The sequence below is a fragment of the Roseibium sp. genome (assembly GCF_051016195.1).
GTDB lineage: Bacteria > Pseudomonadota > Alphaproteobacteria > Rhizobiales > Stappiaceae > Roseibium.
In genome coordinates this window covers 1,350,001-1,364,457 of sequence record NZ_CP134616.1, presented here as the reverse complement: position 1 = coordinate 1,364,457, position 14,457 = coordinate 1,350,001, and the positions used below count along the sequence as shown (strand labels likewise).

General features: G+C 59.2%; 15 protein-coding genes (1 of these 15 only partly in view). 8 read left to right on the top strand and 7 right to left on the bottom strand.

The window, feature by feature from the left end; all coding sequences use genetic code 11:
• Window positions 1-2: 2 nt before the first annotated feature.
• From RDA78_RS06225 to RDA78_RS06205, 5 genes are all read right to left on the bottom strand, one after another.
• Window positions 3-980 carry an ABC transporter permease gene (locus RDA78_RS06225; RefSeq protein ID WP_434054475.1) on the bottom strand — a complete coding sequence of 326 codons (978 nt, stop codon included), beginning with the start codon at window positions 978-980 and terminating at the stop codon, window positions 3-5.
• A gap of 15 nt (window positions 981-995) precedes the next feature.
• Window positions 996-1,970, bottom strand: a complete 975-nt coding sequence (locus tag RDA78_RS06220; protein WP_434054474.1) for an ABC transporter permease — start codon at window positions 1,968-1,970, stop codon at window positions 996-998.
• 73 nt (window positions 1,971-2,043) lie between these two features.
• Complete coding sequence (locus RDA78_RS06215) at window positions 2,044-3,624, bottom strand: ABC transporter substrate-binding protein (RefSeq protein ID WP_434054473.1); 1,581 nt, start codon at window positions 3,622-3,624, stop codon at window positions 2,044-2,046.
• 135 nt (window positions 3,625-3,759) lie between these two features.
• Window positions 3,760-4,917: an acetylornithine deacetylase gene (gene argE, locus RDA78_RS06210; protein WP_434054472.1), complete on the bottom strand. Its 1,158-nt coding sequence runs from the start codon at window positions 4,915-4,917 to the stop codon at window positions 3,760-3,762.
• 45 nt (window positions 4,918-4,962) lie between these two features.
• Window positions 4,963-6,672 carry an adenylate/guanylate cyclase domain-containing protein gene (locus RDA78_RS06205; RefSeq protein WP_434054471.1) on the bottom strand — a complete coding sequence of 570 codons (1,710 nt, stop codon included), beginning with the start codon at window positions 6,670-6,672 and terminating at the stop codon, window positions 4,963-4,965.
• 182 nt (window positions 6,673-6,854) lie between these two features.
• Here RDA78_RS06205 and RDA78_RS06200 point away from each other — a divergent pair, with 182 nt between their 5' ends.
• Window positions 6,855-7,214 carry an ArsC family reductase gene (locus RDA78_RS06200; RefSeq protein ID WP_434054470.1) on the top strand — a complete coding sequence of 120 codons (360 nt, stop codon included), beginning with the start codon at window positions 6,855-6,857 and terminating at the stop codon, window positions 7,212-7,214.
• 60 nt (window positions 7,215-7,274) lie between these two features.
• On the opposite strand, the gene RDA78_RS06195 is transcribed toward RDA78_RS06200, so the two are convergent.
• The gene (locus RDA78_RS06195) at window positions 7,275-7,691 is read right to left on the bottom strand and encodes a YcbK family protein (protein ID WP_434054469.1); all 417 of its coding nucleotides are present in this window, start codon (window positions 7,689-7,691) and stop codon (window positions 7,275-7,277) included.
• Between the two features lie 189 nt (window positions 7,692-7,880).
• Here RDA78_RS06195 and RDA78_RS06190 point away from each other — a divergent pair, with 189 nt between their 5' ends.
• Both RDA78_RS06190 and RDA78_RS06185 read left to right on the top strand, forming a co-directional pair.
• A complete protein-coding gene (locus RDA78_RS06190; protein WP_434054468.1) occupies window positions 7,881-9,200 on the top strand; it encodes an aspartate aminotransferase family protein in 1,320 nt (439 codons plus the stop codon).
• Window positions 9,201-9,359: 159 nt separating this feature from the next.
• A complete protein-coding gene (locus RDA78_RS06185) occupies window positions 9,360-9,647 on the top strand; it encodes a hypothetical protein (protein WP_434054467.1) in 288 nt (95 codons plus the stop codon).
• A gap of 50 nt (window positions 9,648-9,697) precedes the next feature.
• Here the strand turns inward: RDA78_RS06185 and RDA78_RS06180 are convergent, their stop codons facing one another.
• Window positions 9,698-10,294 carry a LysE family translocator gene (locus RDA78_RS06180; RefSeq protein WP_434054466.1) on the bottom strand — a complete coding sequence of 199 codons (597 nt, stop codon included), beginning with the start codon at window positions 10,292-10,294 and terminating at the stop codon, window positions 9,698-9,700.
• A 97-nt stretch (window positions 10,295-10,391) separates the two neighbouring features.
• Between RDA78_RS06180 and RDA78_RS06175 the strand changes: the two genes are divergently transcribed.
• The 5 genes from RDA78_RS06175 to RDA78_RS06155 all read left to right on the top strand — a co-directional run.
• The gene (locus RDA78_RS06175) at window positions 10,392-11,801 is read left to right on the top strand and encodes a PLP-dependent aminotransferase family protein (RefSeq protein ID WP_434054465.1); all 1,410 of its coding nucleotides are present in this window, start codon (window positions 10,392-10,394) and stop codon (window positions 11,799-11,801) included.
• A gap of 107 nt (window positions 11,802-11,908) precedes the next feature.
• On the top strand, window positions 11,909-12,685 hold the full coding sequence (locus RDA78_RS06170; protein WP_434054464.1) for an energy-coupling factor ABC transporter ATP-binding protein: 777 nt from the start codon (window positions 11,909-11,911) through the stop codon (window positions 12,683-12,685).
• Complete coding sequence (locus tag RDA78_RS06165; RefSeq protein WP_434054463.1) at window positions 12,682-13,323, top strand: energy-coupling factor transporter transmembrane component T family protein; 642 nt, start codon at window positions 12,682-12,684, stop codon at window positions 13,321-13,323. The genes RDA78_RS06170 and RDA78_RS06165 overlap by 4 nt, the downstream gene beginning before the upstream one ends.
• Before the next feature lie 84 nt (window positions 13,324-13,407).
• Window positions 13,408-13,962, top strand: a complete 555-nt coding sequence (locus tag RDA78_RS06160; protein ID WP_434054462.1) for a biotin transporter BioY — start codon at window positions 13,408-13,410, stop codon at window positions 13,960-13,962.
• Between the two features lie 21 nt (window positions 13,963-13,983).
• Window positions 13,984-14,457 carry the 5' end (the start) of an AMP-binding protein gene (locus RDA78_RS06155; protein ID WP_434054461.1) on the top strand. 969 nt of this gene lie beyond the right edge of the window, so 474 of the gene's 1,443 nt are visible here — the first part of the coding sequence; its start codon is at window positions 13,984-13,986; the stop codon falls past the right edge of the window.

Sequence of the window (14,457 nt, the reverse complement as noted above, 5' to 3'; positions counted from 1 at the left end):
CCTCACCGGAGCTTCGGGTTGAGGGCGTCGCGGAGCCAGTCGCCCAGAAGGTTGACGTTCAGGACCAGAAGCGCAAGCGCCAGCCCGGGGAAAATCGCGATCCACCATTCGCCGGAATAAAGGAAATCGTTTCCAATGGCGATCAGCGTTCCAAGCGAAGGTTGCGTCGGCGGCATGCCCACCCCGAGGAACGAAAGCGTCGCCTCTGTGACGATGGCCAGCGCCAGATTGATGGTCGCGATCACCATCACCGGTCCCATCACGTTGGGAAGTATATGGCGCGCCATGATGATGACGGCGGGAATGCCGATGACGCGCGCTGCCTGAACATATTCCTTGTTTTTTTCCACCATCGTCGATCCGCGCACCGTGCGCGCATACTGGACCCAGAACGACAGTGCCAGCGACACGATCAGGATGTAAAAGGCGAAAAACTCACGATCGACACCGCCGAATATGCCGGCGGCGATGCCGTCGATCAACAGCGCGATCAGGATCGCGGGAAACGTCAGCTGCACGTCGGCAACGCGCATGATGAACGAATCGACGCGCCCTCCCATGTAACCGGCGACAAGCCCGAGCGAGATGCCGAGGATGGCGGCGGCGAAGACCGAGCAGAACCCGATGATCAGCGAAATCCGCATTCCGTAAAAGATACCGGAGAGGAGATCGCGGCCCTGGTCGTCCGTTCCCAGAATGAAACGGGGATCCGAAAACTCCTGCCAGATCGGCGGGACGCGGGCGTCAAGGATCGAAATCGTCGCCAGGTCGAACGGATTGTGCGGCGCGACCCAGGGAGCCAGAAACGACAGAAGAAACAGGATCAGCGTGGCGATTGCCGCGACGACGGTGATCTTTGAACGCAGGAACGAATGGAACAGGTCGCTGTCCAGAATTCGGGACACGCGACCGGCTGGTGGCTGTCCGTTCGACCGGTCCTGAACGGCGGCTGTTACTTCTTCGTTGGAGACATAAGGCATGTTGAAACGTCCCCCTTACGGCCGTCCGACGCGCAGGCGCGGATCGATGTAAAAGTAGAGTATGTCGACGATGAAGTTGATCGCCACGAAGAGAAACGCCGTCAGCAGCAGGTAGGCGGACATGATGGGAATGTCGACATTCTGTACGGCCTGCAGGAACAACAGGCCCATTCCGGGCCAGTTGAACACCGTTTCCGTGATCGTGGCAAAAGCAATGATGGCGCCGAGCTGGAGCCCGGTAATGGTGATCACGGGAACCAGTGTGTTTTTCAGCGCGTGCCTGAAATGGACGAGCCGGTCCGGTAGGCCCCGCGCGCGCGCGAATTTGATGTAGTCCGTCCGGATCACTTCCAGCATTTCCGCGCGGATCAGTCTCATGATCAGCGTCATCTGGTAAAGCCCGAGTGTGATGGAAGGCAGGATCAGCGCCTTCAGCCCGGACGCGGTGAGAAACCCGGTGGTCCACCAAGACCCGATCTGAACCGTATCGCCACGCCCGAAGCTCGGAAGCCATTGCAGCGTGACGGAGAACAGAAAGATGAGAAGGATGCCGATGAAGAAGGTTGGCAGCGAAATGCCGACCAGCGATACGGACAGGAACAGCTTGGAAATCACGGATTCCCGGTTGAGACCTGCATAGATCCCCATTGGAATGCCCACGATGAGGGCAAACAGAGCGGACGTGAAACTGAGTTCCAGTGTCGCCGGTATCCGTTTTGCGAAGAGCTCCGAAACAGGCTGGCGAAACTGGTAGGACGTGCCGAAGTCGAATTGTGCGGCCTTGGTCACGAAACGCAGGAACTGGACGGGTATCGGATCGTTGAGGCCGAGTCTCTCGCGCAGGGCCTCGCGTTCTTCGATTGATGTCTCGATCCCGACCATCTGGTTGATCGGATCACCCACAAAACGGAACATGGTGAAGGCGAGAAGGGCCACCACCAGCATGACAATCAACGCCTGGATCAGGCGGCGCGTCGCAAAACCAATCATTTCGGCTCTTTATGGTCTGGCATGAAAATACGCTCCCGGCGCTGCCGGGAGCGTTGAGCAGTCGTGGCTGAAATCAGTTCTTGTTGATGAAACGGAACTTGAACTGATTGTCGGCGCGCTGGACGAGTTCGATGTTGTCGGCGACACCCCAGGCAAGGCCCTGCTGGTGAAGCGGAATGTAATAGGCGTTGTCGTGGCTGATCTTGTAAGCTTCGGCGATCAGGCCATCACGCTTTTCAGGATCGATTTCCACCAGAACCTTGCCGGTCAGCTCGTCGATCTTGTCGTCGCAGAAACCGCCGAGGTTGAACGGTGAACCTTCACCGGCTTCGTTGCGGCAGCTCATCAGATTCGACAGAACATTCCAGCTGTCCAGGGATCCGGGAGTCCAGCCCAGCAGGTAGAACGACGTATCGAAACCGCCCGAGGCAAGAACCTTCGCAAAATATTTTGCCTTCGGCTGTGCATTCAGATCGATCTTGACACCGACGCGTGCGAGCATTGCCGCAACGGCCTGACAGATGGATTCGTCATTGACGTACCGGTCGTTCGGGCAGTCCATGCCGACCGTGAATCCATCCGGATAACCGGCTTCGGACAGCAGCTTCTTGGCGTTTTCCGGGTCGTAGGGATACCGCTCGAATTCGCTCGACTTGGAGAACAGGAACGGCGAGATCATGATTGCAGACGGCGTTGCGAGGTCGCGCATGACCTTGTTCTTGATCGCCTCGATGTCGATCGCCTGATAGAACGCCTTGCGCACCTTGTCGTCCTTGAAGGGGTTCTTGCCCTTCACGTCGGAATAGAGCAGTTCGTCGCGCATCTGATCCATCCCGAGGAAGATCGTACGCAGTTCCGGTCCGGTCAGAGCGACGGTTCCGGAGTTGTCGTTGATGCGTTTGATGTCCTGTACGGGGATCGGATACACCATGTCCAGTTCACCGGACAGAAGCGCTGCGACGCGGGTCGCATCCGATGGAATCGGCGTGAATTCGACCGTGTCGACATTGTGCTTGACCTCATCCCACCAGCCGTCGTTTTTCTCGAAGACGGTCTTCACCCCGGCTTCGTGGCTGGCGATCTTGAACGGACCTGTGCCATTGGCATTCAAAGAGGCATAGTTGGGCGTGGTGTCGGAAGCGGAAGTCACCTTGACCGCACCGTTCTCCGTCGTCCAGTCCTTGTCCATGATGTAGAACGTGTCCCACTCATAGTGCAGGATCGGATTTGGTCCTGTCAGGACAATGTCGACCGTGTAGTCGTCAACGATCTCGACCTTTGCATCGGACGGTACGCGTGTCGTCAGGTCGGAGCCTTCGGAGCGGACACGTTCGATCGAGAATGCGACGTCTTCGGCGGTAAAGTCATTGCCGTTGTGGAACTTGACGCCTTGACGGAGGAAGAAGCGCCAGCGGTTCGGCTCGACGATCTCCCAACGTTCCGCAAGCGCGGGTTCGATGGCAAGGTCAGCGCCGCGACGGGTCAGTCCCTCATAGGTGTTGCCGAGCGACGACAGCGTGAAAGTCTCGTTCAGGCTGTAGGGATCAAGGCCGTTCAGGCTTCCCTGGAAGGCAAACTTGAATGTTTCTGCCTGCGCAGCACTACCTGTTCCTGCTGCAAGAATCGCAGCGAAAATCAGAGTTTTCTTGTTCATTTTCCCCTCGTTGGTTCCGGTTCCCGGAAAGACACCGCAGACACGGCTGCGATTTTTTGGAGTGGTGCAGCCGCCGGTCTGCCGGCAACTATGACATTGTAAGTGACCGTGTTCAAACCCGCTCAAGCCTGTTTTTTAAGATAAACGGGTCATCAGCCGGTCCAAAAACGCGGCACATCGCTCCAATTCCACAAGTTCTATGAATTCATCGGCTTGATGGGCCTGATCGATTGAGCCGGGGCCGCAGACCACCGTCGAAAGACCATGTTCCTGAAAAATACCGCCTTCCGTCGCGTAGACGACGACGTGACGCGCATTGTCTCCTGTTAGGCCCCGAACCTCGGATTCCGCCTTGCCCTCATGTTCTTCCGAAAGGCCGGGCACATAGGCCAGTTCCTCCACAGTGACCGCGCAATCGCCGGAAATCGCAAGCATGCCGGGCAGCACTTCGGTTTCGATGAAGGACTGGTACAGGTCGAGCCAGAAGTGTTTGCTGTCCCCCGGCAAAAGCCGGAAATCCGTCTCGAACTCGCAATGCTGGGCGGTGATGTTATGCGCCTCGCCACCCTTGATCACACCGCTGTGCAAGGTCGTGTAGGGGGGCTCGAACGCGCAGTCAGGCTCGGTGGCTGCCTTGTTCTCTGCGGTTCTGGCGTCCAGCCACGAGATCAGCTTGGCAGCGGCGGAGATCGCCGAGACGCCTCTGTGCAGCTGGCTGGAATGCGCCGGATGTCCCCTGATCGTGGTTTTGAAAACGGCAATACCCTTGTGCGCGGTGACGACCTTCATGTTGGTTGGTTCGCCAACAATCGCAAAGCCCGGCCGGGGGCCGCTGGCAAGCATGTCCTTGACGAGTGGCGGTGCGCCGAAACAACCCACTTCCTCGTCATAGGAAAGCGCGATGTGAATTGGCCGCTCGAGATCCGCTGCAACGAATTCGGGAACCTTTGCGAGCACGGTCGCGGCGAAACCCTTCATGTCGGCGGAACCGCGGCCATAGAGTTTTCCGTTAGCAACCCATGCCGTGAAGGGCTCCCGGGACCAGGCTTGTCCCGCGACGGGAACAACGTCCGTATGTGCGGACAGAACAACGCCCCCATCCTGCAATGGACCGATGCGCGCATGCAGCGCTGCCTTGGTGCCGGTTTCGTCCGGAACGCGAACACTGGCGATGCCGAATCCGGAGAGGTAATCCTCCACGAATGCGATGAGGTCCAGGTTGCTCCGGTCCGATACGGTATTGAAGGAGATCAGTTTCTCCAGCATTTCCCGAGGCGTATAGCGTTTACTCACAAGATCTCCTGTACCCAGGGTCACACCTGCATGGATGGGCGCAACCTAGTTTGCCGGGATATCGAGCGCATCTAAGCTGCTCAAGGCAAAGATTTGCAAGGGGATTTCCTTTCCCCTGATTTTGATTTCGGCGGACTGTGCGACGGGCGCAGGCACGTTCGCCGCATCGATCACGTCCTTGGAAACAACGAGAAAGCTGCCGTGTGTCTTGTTCTCGGTCTCCAGTCTGCTGGATGTGTTGACCACGTCACCAAGCGCCGTAAGCCCGCCGGACGTTCCTGCCGCGCCGATCCGTCCGAGGATCGCCGGACCCAGATGCAACCCGATCCCGAGGCGGATCGGGTCCTGGAACTGTGGACCTTTTTCCGCTTCGAGTTCTTTCATGACATTTTCGATGCGGCGGGATGCGCGCAGGGCCTGACGAGCGCCGGTTGCCACGTCGCTGTCCATTCCGAAAATGGCCATGATGCCGTCGCCGATGAATTTGTCGACAAAACCGCCCTCTGCGCGAATCGCAGCGGAGGCCTGGTCCAGATAGTTGTTCAGAAGATGAACCACGTCATACGCGAGCTGGGATTCGGTTATGCGTGTGAAGTTCCTGAGGTCGACAAACATCACCACGACATCCTGTTCGACGCCCCAGTAATAGGCATCCTTGAGATTTTCCGTGGTTTCCGTCTTCGCCTTGACAGGCACCAGCGGAAGCACCTCGATGTTCTGCTGCGGCCGGATCTGGCAAGCGAGCCTGACATCGTTGTCGGCGGATATCCTGGCAAGGACGGCCTTTTCGGCGGCGCCGGGCGCGGCCAGCGCGGCGCTGCCGTCGAGAACCTTCACCCTGCAGGTTGAGCAGCGTGCCCGCCCGCCGCAGACCGAGGCGATCGGGATGTCGTTGATACGGCTCATCTCAAGCAGCGTTGCCCCTGGTTTGGCCCGGATCGACAGGCTGCCGGGATAGGTGATCGTAAGCCTGTGCGCTGTCAGGCTGAAGATATACCGAAGCAGAATTGCCACGAGGCTGGCGGCAATGAGACCGAACACGACGGAGCGTGCCTCGATGACGAAGGTTGTCAGCCAGTCGAACTGCTCTTTTGTCACCTTGAGCTTGACATCTTTTGCCAGCTCAAGCCGCCGGGCACCCTCGATAAATCCCCAGAGCGCAAGAACGGGCATCGCGATCGCAAACCCGAGGGCTGCGTATCTCAACCGGTGATAGACAGGATAAAGCCGCAGCCAGAAATGCAGCCCGATCATGGCATGGGCCCACACGGCAAGAAGAAGCAGGGATTGGGTCAGCCCGTGCTGCGGCCAGAGGATCGTGAGCATCTGGTGATAGGTTGGCGAAAACCCGAATTCGTTGGCCAGTCCCATGGTTGTGCCCACATGCGGTATGAGCGACCAGGGAATGTAAAGCCCGAGAACCAGTTGTGCGAACTCCCATGGCGGCATTTTCAGCGTGCGCCGCCTTCCTGTGCGCCACAGCGCCAGGAAGACGTGGGTTACGACCGCCAGCATCAGCACGGTTTCACCGATTTCGTTGCGCCAGATGCGGTAGTGCCAGACCGATGCCTTTTCCATGGCATCGACCGAAATGATGCCGAATGCATGGTTCGAAAAATGACTGAGACAATAAACAAACAGGATCAGCCCGCTCCAGAGGCGCAGCCGCTGTCGCCAGTTGCCCCGGGAGGGGCCGGTCTTCTTCTTGCGTTCCACCGGCGTCGTCTTGACCGGGGCGGTCGCTAATGCGCTCATTCAGTCTTCCCGGTTGGTTTCGTGTGCACGGCTTCGTGTTCCCAGTCAGGTCAGGTCCGGAAAATCTCTGACCCGAGATCGGGGCCGGGTCAACCCGGATAGGGGAAACTGTGTTCCGGGGCTTGAAACCGGTGATGGGAGCCGTAACTGTCCACCCATCGATCCGTCCGGGAAGGAATATCATGAAAGTTTACGGCATCAAGAATTGCGACACGGTCAAGAAAGCGAGAAAGTTCCTGGAAGAGGCAGGCATCACTTACGACTTCCACGACTACAAGAAAGACGGCGTCAATGGTGACCGGCTGGCGGCCTTTGTCGGCGAGTTTGGCTGGGAGACGATCCTGAACAAGCGCGGGACGACGTGGCGCAAGCTCGACGACGCAACCAAGGAGGGGGTCACGGACGCCGCGTCGGCGCTCGACGTCATGATCGAGCACCCGTCAACCATCAAACGCCCGATCGTGGAAGGCGAGGCGAAAAACTTCGTCGGGTTCGATCCCGTCTCCTGGGAAATGGCACTTGAGCTTGGTGAGTTGAAATAACGGCGGGCATCACGTTCCGCGCTTGAGAGCTGATGAGAAGGGCCTGAAAACCTCTCCGGATTACCAGGTTCTGCGCGGACCGGTATCGATGTGATAGTGGCCGGATGCATAATATTTGTATCCGCCAACCTGCGGCTGCGATTTCAGGAAGGCAATAATCGTGGAAGGATCACCGCGGACGGAAAAGTCCACCGCCTGGCAATTGAGGTGATACGAATTTCGCGCACCGCCTTTCCGCCAGTTTTCCAGCCACCACCGTTTTGTCGAGTGAACGGTGACTTCCCCGTAACGGCTGGCAACCCGGTTGAGAACTTTCTTGAGTTTACGTGGGACGCACCAGGACGAATCGTCATAGTCGATCGAACTGTGCGAAGCTGTCGCCCATCCCAGCCCGGTGACCCCTGCAACGGTGCCGCATCCCGCAAGCGCAAGCGTAAATCCGAGGAAGAAAATCCAGGCGAAGAGGCGTTGGGGCATGACGGACGAGCCTTGTCGAATGTGTTGCGATATCCCCCGCGCGAAGGTTCCTGCAATTTGATTAAAATTGTGATGAAAAACGTGGTTAACAAAGTTCGGAAACAAATGTTTCAGACGGAATGATTGTCTGATACAAATGTTGCAGTTTCACATCTGATCGCATCAGGATCACTGCTCGGGTTGATATCCATGTCCCACGTTTTTCCACGCCACACAAAAGCCAATCTACCCGTCGCCGAACGCGGAGAGGGTTGCTACATTATTGACAGATCAGGGAAAAAATACTTCGACGGGTCTGGTGGCGCTGCCGTGTCCTGTCTTGGACACAGCGACCCGGACGTTACCCGGGCAATCAAGGACCAGGTTGACCGGATCGCCTTTGCTCATACCGGCTTCTTCACCTCTGAACCTGCTGAAGAGCTGGCCGACCTGCTCGTTTCCAAGGCGCCTGGCAACCTCGACCGGGTTTATTTCGTCTCGGGAGGATCAGAGGCAGTCGAGGCTGCGCTCAAGCTCGCGCGCCAGTATTTTCTGGAAAAGGGCGAGGCCTCGCGGCATCGGGTGATTGCGCGCCGTCAGAGTTACCATGGCAACACGCTTGGCGCGCTGGCGACGGGCGGCAATCAGTGGCGGCGCGAGCCGTTCTCGCCTCTCATGATCGAAACCACTCATATCTCGCCATGCTATGAGTATCGCGGACGCAGGGAAGACGAGACGGCATTCGAATACGGCCAGCGCGTTGCGGGCGAACTGGAAACCGAGATTCTCAGGCTCGGGCCCGAAAATGTCATGGCCTTTGTTGCAGAACCTGTTGTGGGTGCGACGGCGGGTGCGGTGCCGCCGGTGGAAGGCTATTTCAAACGGGTACGCGAGATCTGCGACACCTACGGCGTTCTTTTGATCCTGGATGAGGTCATGTGCGGCATGGGCCGGACCGGATCGCTCTTTGCCCACGAACAGGACGGGATATCGCCGGACATCCTGTGCATCGCCAAGGGCCTCGGCGCGGGCTACCAGCCCATCGGTGCAATGCTGTGCACCGACGGGATCTATCAGGCGATCGAGGCCGGATCCGGGTTCTTCCAGCACGGCCATACCTATATCGGGCATCCGACCGCGTGTGCGGCTGCATTGACGGTCTTCAGGAAACTGAGCTACGGTCTTGTGGAGCGGGTGATACCCATGGGAGACAAGCTTGATCAGGCGCTGCGGGACGCATTTGCACAGCATCCCCATGTCGGCGACCTGCGCGGCCGCGGGCTGTTCCGGGGCATTGAGCTTGTGGCCGACAGGTCGACCAAGACCCCGTTCGACCCTGCAGCCGGCATCAACAAGAAGATCAAGAAAGCCGCGTTCGAAGCCGGGCTCATCTGTTACCCGATGGGCGGGACGATCGATGGTGTCAAGGGCGACCACGTTCTGTTGGCGCCGCCCTTCATCATCGAGGACGTCCACGTCTCGGAAATCGTCGGCAAGCTGGACACGGCCATCAAGTCGGCGCTCCAGTGAGGTTCGGCGTTTGCCGGGGTGACCAAATACCGGTCATGACGCTGGTTTGATTACCGCGGGGTGATCTTCGAGTTAAAAAAGCTTAATATTACATAGAGTTAAATTGAAGCTCGCCAGGGCATCGCCATCTCTGAGGTCACATGAACGAAGGAGATGGAAATGGCTTACATTACCAACGAGCAGATCGACGCGGCATCGGGCAATCACGAGACCGGTCTCTGGAGCCGGATCGCGGCGGGCTTCGTGTCACTCACCAATCACTGCTGCGAGCAGGCGAAGCATCGCCTGCCGATAATGCATGAGAGCGAGATGGCGGATACCGAAACCACTCACGGCGAGCGGCTTGCCGATAGCGCTTATGAGACTGAATTGGATCTGGAGCGAAAGGAACGCTCCGATTCGAGAGGCTATCTGAGCCCGGAGCACTACAACTATATGTACTACTGAGACCGCTGTGACGGGCCGGCAAAAACGCCGGCCCGTGCCTTTTGTATTCCTCAGATTGCAAGCGCCCAGACGGTTGCCGCAAGCATGGATACCGCCATCGCCACGGTGATGACGCGCATCACCGGCCCGTCTCCGATCAGCGCAAGGATCGAAACGCCGAGCAGCGCCCAGAGCGAATGGAAAACCATGCCGCCCATAGTAAATCCGGCCACGAGAATCAGCGCGTTTTCGTGAATTCCGAGCCCGTTTCCTGCGAGAAACGTTGAAAACGCGACAAGGTTCATGGCCCAGGTCTTCGGACTGAGCGGGTGGATCAGCAGACCTTCCCAAAAGCTCGGCAGCGCCACTTCACCCTTCGGCTTCACCGACAGGGATATGATCCGCCACGCAAGATAGGTCATGTACGCCATGCTGAGCACCTTGAAGAGGGTGACAATCGGGCCTCCGCCCGCCATCACGTGCCCAAGCCCGTAGGCGACGCTCAGCTTCAGCGGGATGGAACCGATCTGTGACGCAACGATCACCGGAAAGGCGGTGCGGTAGCCCGCGGACGCACCAATGGCAAGAAACGTAAGGTTCCCGGGCCCGGGCGTCCCGGTCATGACAATGATGAAAACGGCAAATGCCAGGAAGGTGGCCAGATCCATGGTGCTCTCCTGCGGCAAGATCGATACAATCGATACAAAAAGGCGGAGATACTAATTGTCTTGAGATATTGTATCAGTCAATGTAAACATTGTTCCCATGACAATGTGGATCCCAAAGATCGACGCGGCGCAAGGTCCGATCTATCTGGCGATTGCCGACGCGCTGGAAGCCGATATCAGCAGCGGTGTCCTTGACCAGGGCTACCGGCTGCCGCCGCAACGTGAGCTGGCCTACCAGCTTGGTGTCACGCTCGGAACGGTCACACGTGCCTATGGCGAGGCTGAACGACGCCGTCTCGTCAAGGGTGAAACGGGCCGGGGCACCTATGTCGCGCCCGAGACGCACAAGGTTTCGCCGCTGGTCCCTAGCGAAGATGAAGCAGATGTCTGCGACCTGGCGCGGAACTTCGCTTATCCGCACCTGAACCCCAGCCTGTCCGATGGCCTTGTCCGGATGGCGCGAACCGCCGGGATTGGCCGATTGAACGGCTTTGTGCCGTCGGAGGGTTTGAAAGCGCATCGCGAAACCGGGGTTCTGGTCTTCAAGGATTATGGGCTGGACGCGGATCCTGACCGCGTTGCCGTCACCTGCGGCGCGCAGCACGGCATCCAGGTCACCTGCCAAGCGCTGTTCCGCAGCGGTGATGCCATTGCGATCGACAGGTTTACCTACCCGTCGATCTTCCCTTCGCTGGCAAGTCTCGGGCTGAAGGCGGTTTCCGTCCCGGCCCTCGCGCAGTCCGACGGCGGCTTCGGGGCCATGGACCCGGAAGCGCTCGCGCAGGCCGCAAAGGTGCATGGTGTCAAGGGTGTCTTCCTGATGCCCAACATGCAGAACCCGACCACCCACACGATGTCGCTAGAAGAGCGCGAGCAGCTTGTTTCGGTCGCCCGTGCGCATGATCTCAAGATCGTCGAGGACGATCCCTATACGCCGTTTCTCCCCGAGAGTCTCCCCGCCTTCGGAGCGCTTGCGCCGGAACGAACCGCCTCCATCGCCAGTATCTCCAAGGTCTGTTCCCCCGGCAGCCGGATCGGTTTCGTGCATGTTCCCGAGCTGTTCGGAGACTCGATCCGCAACAAGATCGGTGAAAGTACCTGGATGGCATCACCGATCACTGCGGAGCTGATTGCCGGCTGGGTACGCGAGGGACACCTGTTCAAGACCCTGCGCCTGAAGCGCAAGGCCAACCGTATCCGCTTCCACAAGGCGCGGGACATCCTGTCGCCCTACTTTCTTCAAGGCGACACGCACAAGGTTTTCGGCTGGTTGCGGCTGCCCGGTCATGTCGATCCGGATGCCGTCCAGGCCGCGCTTGGACACCAGCGCATCTCGGTGCTGTCTTCGCGTTACTTTCAGGCGAAAGACAATGCGCCCGCTCCTTATCTTCGCATCACGTTCGGATCGGAGGAATCCGACGACCGCTTTTTCCGGTCCCTGCAAAAGGTGCGCTCGACCATTGACCAATTGGCCGAATTGCCGGAACTGGGCCGGCCTGTAGGATAGGCTCACTTTGACATCGGGTACGATCCGGTCAATAAGCGGCCCCTTGAGAGCGCAGGACGCAGGGTATCGCTGACTGGCGGTAACCCGTGTGCCCTTGGCGAGGTGAAATGGCGATCTGGTCCGGGAAAACAAGGCAGGAAAAGACGCGGGTCTGCGATCCGCAGGCCGATCCTTTTGCCGTTTTCGAAAATGTCTCGCTCGAACTCGGCGGCAAGCGCATCCTGTCCGATCTGACGCTCTCGCTGGGCGAAGACCGGATCGGCGTGATCGGCTTGAACGGGTCCGGCAAGAGCTCCTTTGTCCGCCTTCTGAACGGATTGCGCCAGCCTGCCGGCGGATCATTGACGCTGTTCGGCGCGGATTCCGCGAGCGCTGCTCCCGAATTGCCGCGCCATGTCGGTTTTGTCTTCCAGAACCCGGATCATCAGGCGATCTTTCCGACCGTGGAGGAGGAAATTGCCTTCGGCCTGACCCAATTGGGTCTCGACCGCCGTGAAAGCCGTGAGCAGGCCCTGGAGTTCCTCGCCGCACATGGCTGTGACCAACTGGCTCCGGTGCCGATTGCCGAGCTCTCGGAAGGACAGAAACAGCTCGTCTGCATCTTGTCGGTCCTGGTGATGGAACCGCGCCTTATGGTACTGGATGAGCCGATGACAAGCCTCGACATGCTGGCAACGCGCAAGATTCGCGACAAGCTTTTCTCCTTGCCGCAGAAAATCGTCATGGTGAGCCATGATTTCAGCCATTTCGAGGGCTTCGACCGCGTCCTTTGGCTGGAGGATGGTCGCCTGCGCATGGATGGATCGCCTTATGAGGTCCTGCGCGCCTTCGAGGCGGATATCGACCGGAGATCAGGCGTCAAACTGGAGCTGGCGGCGCTGTGATATCGATCTACCTTTCAGGAGACAGCTGGCTGCACCGGACCCCGGCGGGGCTCAAGCTGCTTGTGGTCGCGGTTGCGAGCCTTTTGCTGTTTCAGGTGAAGTCCCCGCTGGTTCTCCTGCCGTGCCTGGCCGGAGTGATCGGATGTTATGCGACGCTCGGGAGCCCGGGGCTGGCGCGCCTGGCGCTGCTGCGCGGCCTGACGGTGTTTTTGGCGATCCTTCTTCTGCTGCACTGGGTATCCGGCACCTTCTGGGACGGTGTCTCGGTCATCCTCAGGCTGGTCGTGCTGATCCTTGCGGCAAACCTCATCTCCATCACCACCCGGATGGATGACATGCTGGAAGCGGTCACGCCTCTTTTCAAACCGCTCGAGTGGCTGGGTCTGTCTGCAAGGAAGCCCGCGCTTTGCGTTGCTCTCGTCTTGCGGTTTGCGCCCTACATGATGCAGATCTTTGGGAGGCTTCGCGAAGCCTACCAGGCGCGTTCGGGCGCGCGAAATTCCTGGAAACTGCTTCCTCCGCTCGCCATTCAGTGCCTGCGCATGTCGGATAATGTCGCGGACGCGCTGCAGGCGCGGGGCGGGTCCGACGGCCTGTCGGGACAGGACAAAATTCGCACGGGCCAAAAGACGGCCTGATGGAACATCATTGTGAAACCGGGATGAGGCCAGTGTGTCGCCGGTATCGCGAAACGAAAACAAAAAGGGAGGCGTGTTAACGCCATGGCTGATCGCTCACTCGTTCATATCGCATTTTATGCGGCACTGATTGCCGCACTGGGGCTGGTGCCGCCGGTCGCAATTCCGTTTCTCGGCGGTGTGCCGATCACGGCGCAGACGCTCGGCGTCATGCTTGCCGGGATCATGCTCGGACCGGTACGGGGCGGTCTCGCCGTCCTCCTGTTCCTGTTCCTGGTGGCGCTTGGCGCGCCGTTCCTTGCCGGTGGCCGTGGCGGTCTGGGCGTCTTTGCGACACCCTCGGTCGGCTTCCTGATCGGCTGGCCGGTCGGTGCCTTCGTGGCCGGCTGGATCATGCGCGCGACACCGGGCATCAACATATTCGCCTCGGCCGCGATTTCGGCCGCTGTCGGAGGCATTCTCATGGTTTATCTCTTCGGTATCCCCGGTGTCGCCTATATGGCGAACCTGCCTCTCCTGACGGCGGCAGCCGGCAGCGCGATTTACATCCCTGGAGATCTGGTCAAGGTCGTTTTGGCCGCGCTGGTTGCCCAGACGGTTGCCCGCGGATTGCCGGGGGCGATGCTGTCGCGCGGCTGACACGGTCGAGAACGGCGCAGCATGGCCTTTGTCGGACAGAGCCTGGATGAGTTTGCCGGCCGGCGGCCTGATCAGACCGCTCTGAAATGCGGATCGGACAGCTGGTCGTGGCGCAGTCTTCTCGGCGCGGTTGTGTCGATCGAGACGGTCATCTGCCGCACCACCGATCGGGGCGGGCGTGTCGCCCTGCTGCTGGATGATCCGGCCGCGCTGCTCATCTGCTTTTTTGCCTGTGCCCGGACGGGCCGGATCGCCATGGTGCTGGATCCGGGCTGGCCGGCCGGTCAACAGGCCGATGTGCTCGATGCTGCTGCTCCGGACCTGATCATCGATCGGCATGGATATGCCGCGGCAAAGGCCGAGGTGTCTTCTCGAAATGCGGATCCGCGCAACGGCGGCGTAGCGCCGCAGGAGGAAGATCCTTTCTATTGCGGCTTCACCTCAGGCTCGACTGGCCGGCCGAAGGGCTATCTTCGAAATCACGGCTCCTGGCTG

What these genes read in the sequence shown, in the direction of transcription:
- RDA78_RS06220 (WP_434054474.1), bottom strand. Translation starts at nt 1,970, where the DNA reads ATGATTGGTTTTGCGACGCGCCGCCTGATCCAGGCGTTGATTGTCATG.
- RDA78_RS06215 (WP_434054473.1), bottom strand. Translation starts at nt 3,624, where the DNA reads ATGAACAAGAAAACTCTGATTTTCGCTGCGATTCTTGCAGCAGGAACA.
- RDA78_RS06190 (WP_434054468.1), top strand. Translation starts at nt 7,881, where the DNA reads ATGTCCCACGTTTTTCCACGCCACACAAAAGCCAATCTACCCGTCGCC.
- RDA78_RS06195 (WP_434054469.1), bottom strand. Translation starts at nt 7,691, where the DNA reads ATGCCCCAACGCCTCTTCGCCTGGATTTTCTTCCTCGGATTTACGCTT.
- RDA78_RS06200 (WP_434054470.1), top strand. Translation starts at nt 6,855, where the DNA reads ATGAAAGTTTACGGCATCAAGAATTGCGACACGGTCAAGAAAGCGAGA.
- RDA78_RS06170 (WP_434054464.1), top strand. Translation starts at nt 11,909, where the DNA reads ATGGCGATCTGGTCCGGGAAAACAAGGCAGGAAAAGACGCGGGTCTGC.
- RDA78_RS06225 (WP_434054475.1), bottom strand. Translation starts at nt 980, where the DNA reads ATGCCTTATGTCTCCAACGAAGAAGTAACAGCCGCCGTTCAGGACCGG.
- RDA78_RS06180 (WP_434054466.1), bottom strand. Translation starts at nt 10,294, where the DNA reads ATGGATCTGGCCACCTTCCTGGCATTTGCCGTTTTCATCATTGTCATG.
- RDA78_RS06205 (WP_434054471.1), bottom strand. Translation starts at nt 6,672, where the DNA reads ATGAGCGCATTAGCGACCGCCCCGGTCAAGACGACGCCGGTGGAACGC.
- RDA78_RS06175 (WP_434054465.1), top strand. Translation starts at nt 10,392, where the DNA reads ATGACAATGTGGATCCCAAAGATCGACGCGGCGCAAGGTCCGATCTAT.
- RDA78_RS06160 (WP_434054462.1), top strand. Translation starts at nt 13,408, where the DNA reads ATGGCTGATCGCTCACTCGTTCATATCGCATTTTATGCGGCACTGATT.
- RDA78_RS06185 (WP_434054467.1), top strand. Translation starts at nt 9,360, where the DNA reads ATGGCTTACATTACCAACGAGCAGATCGACGCGGCATCGGGCAATCAC.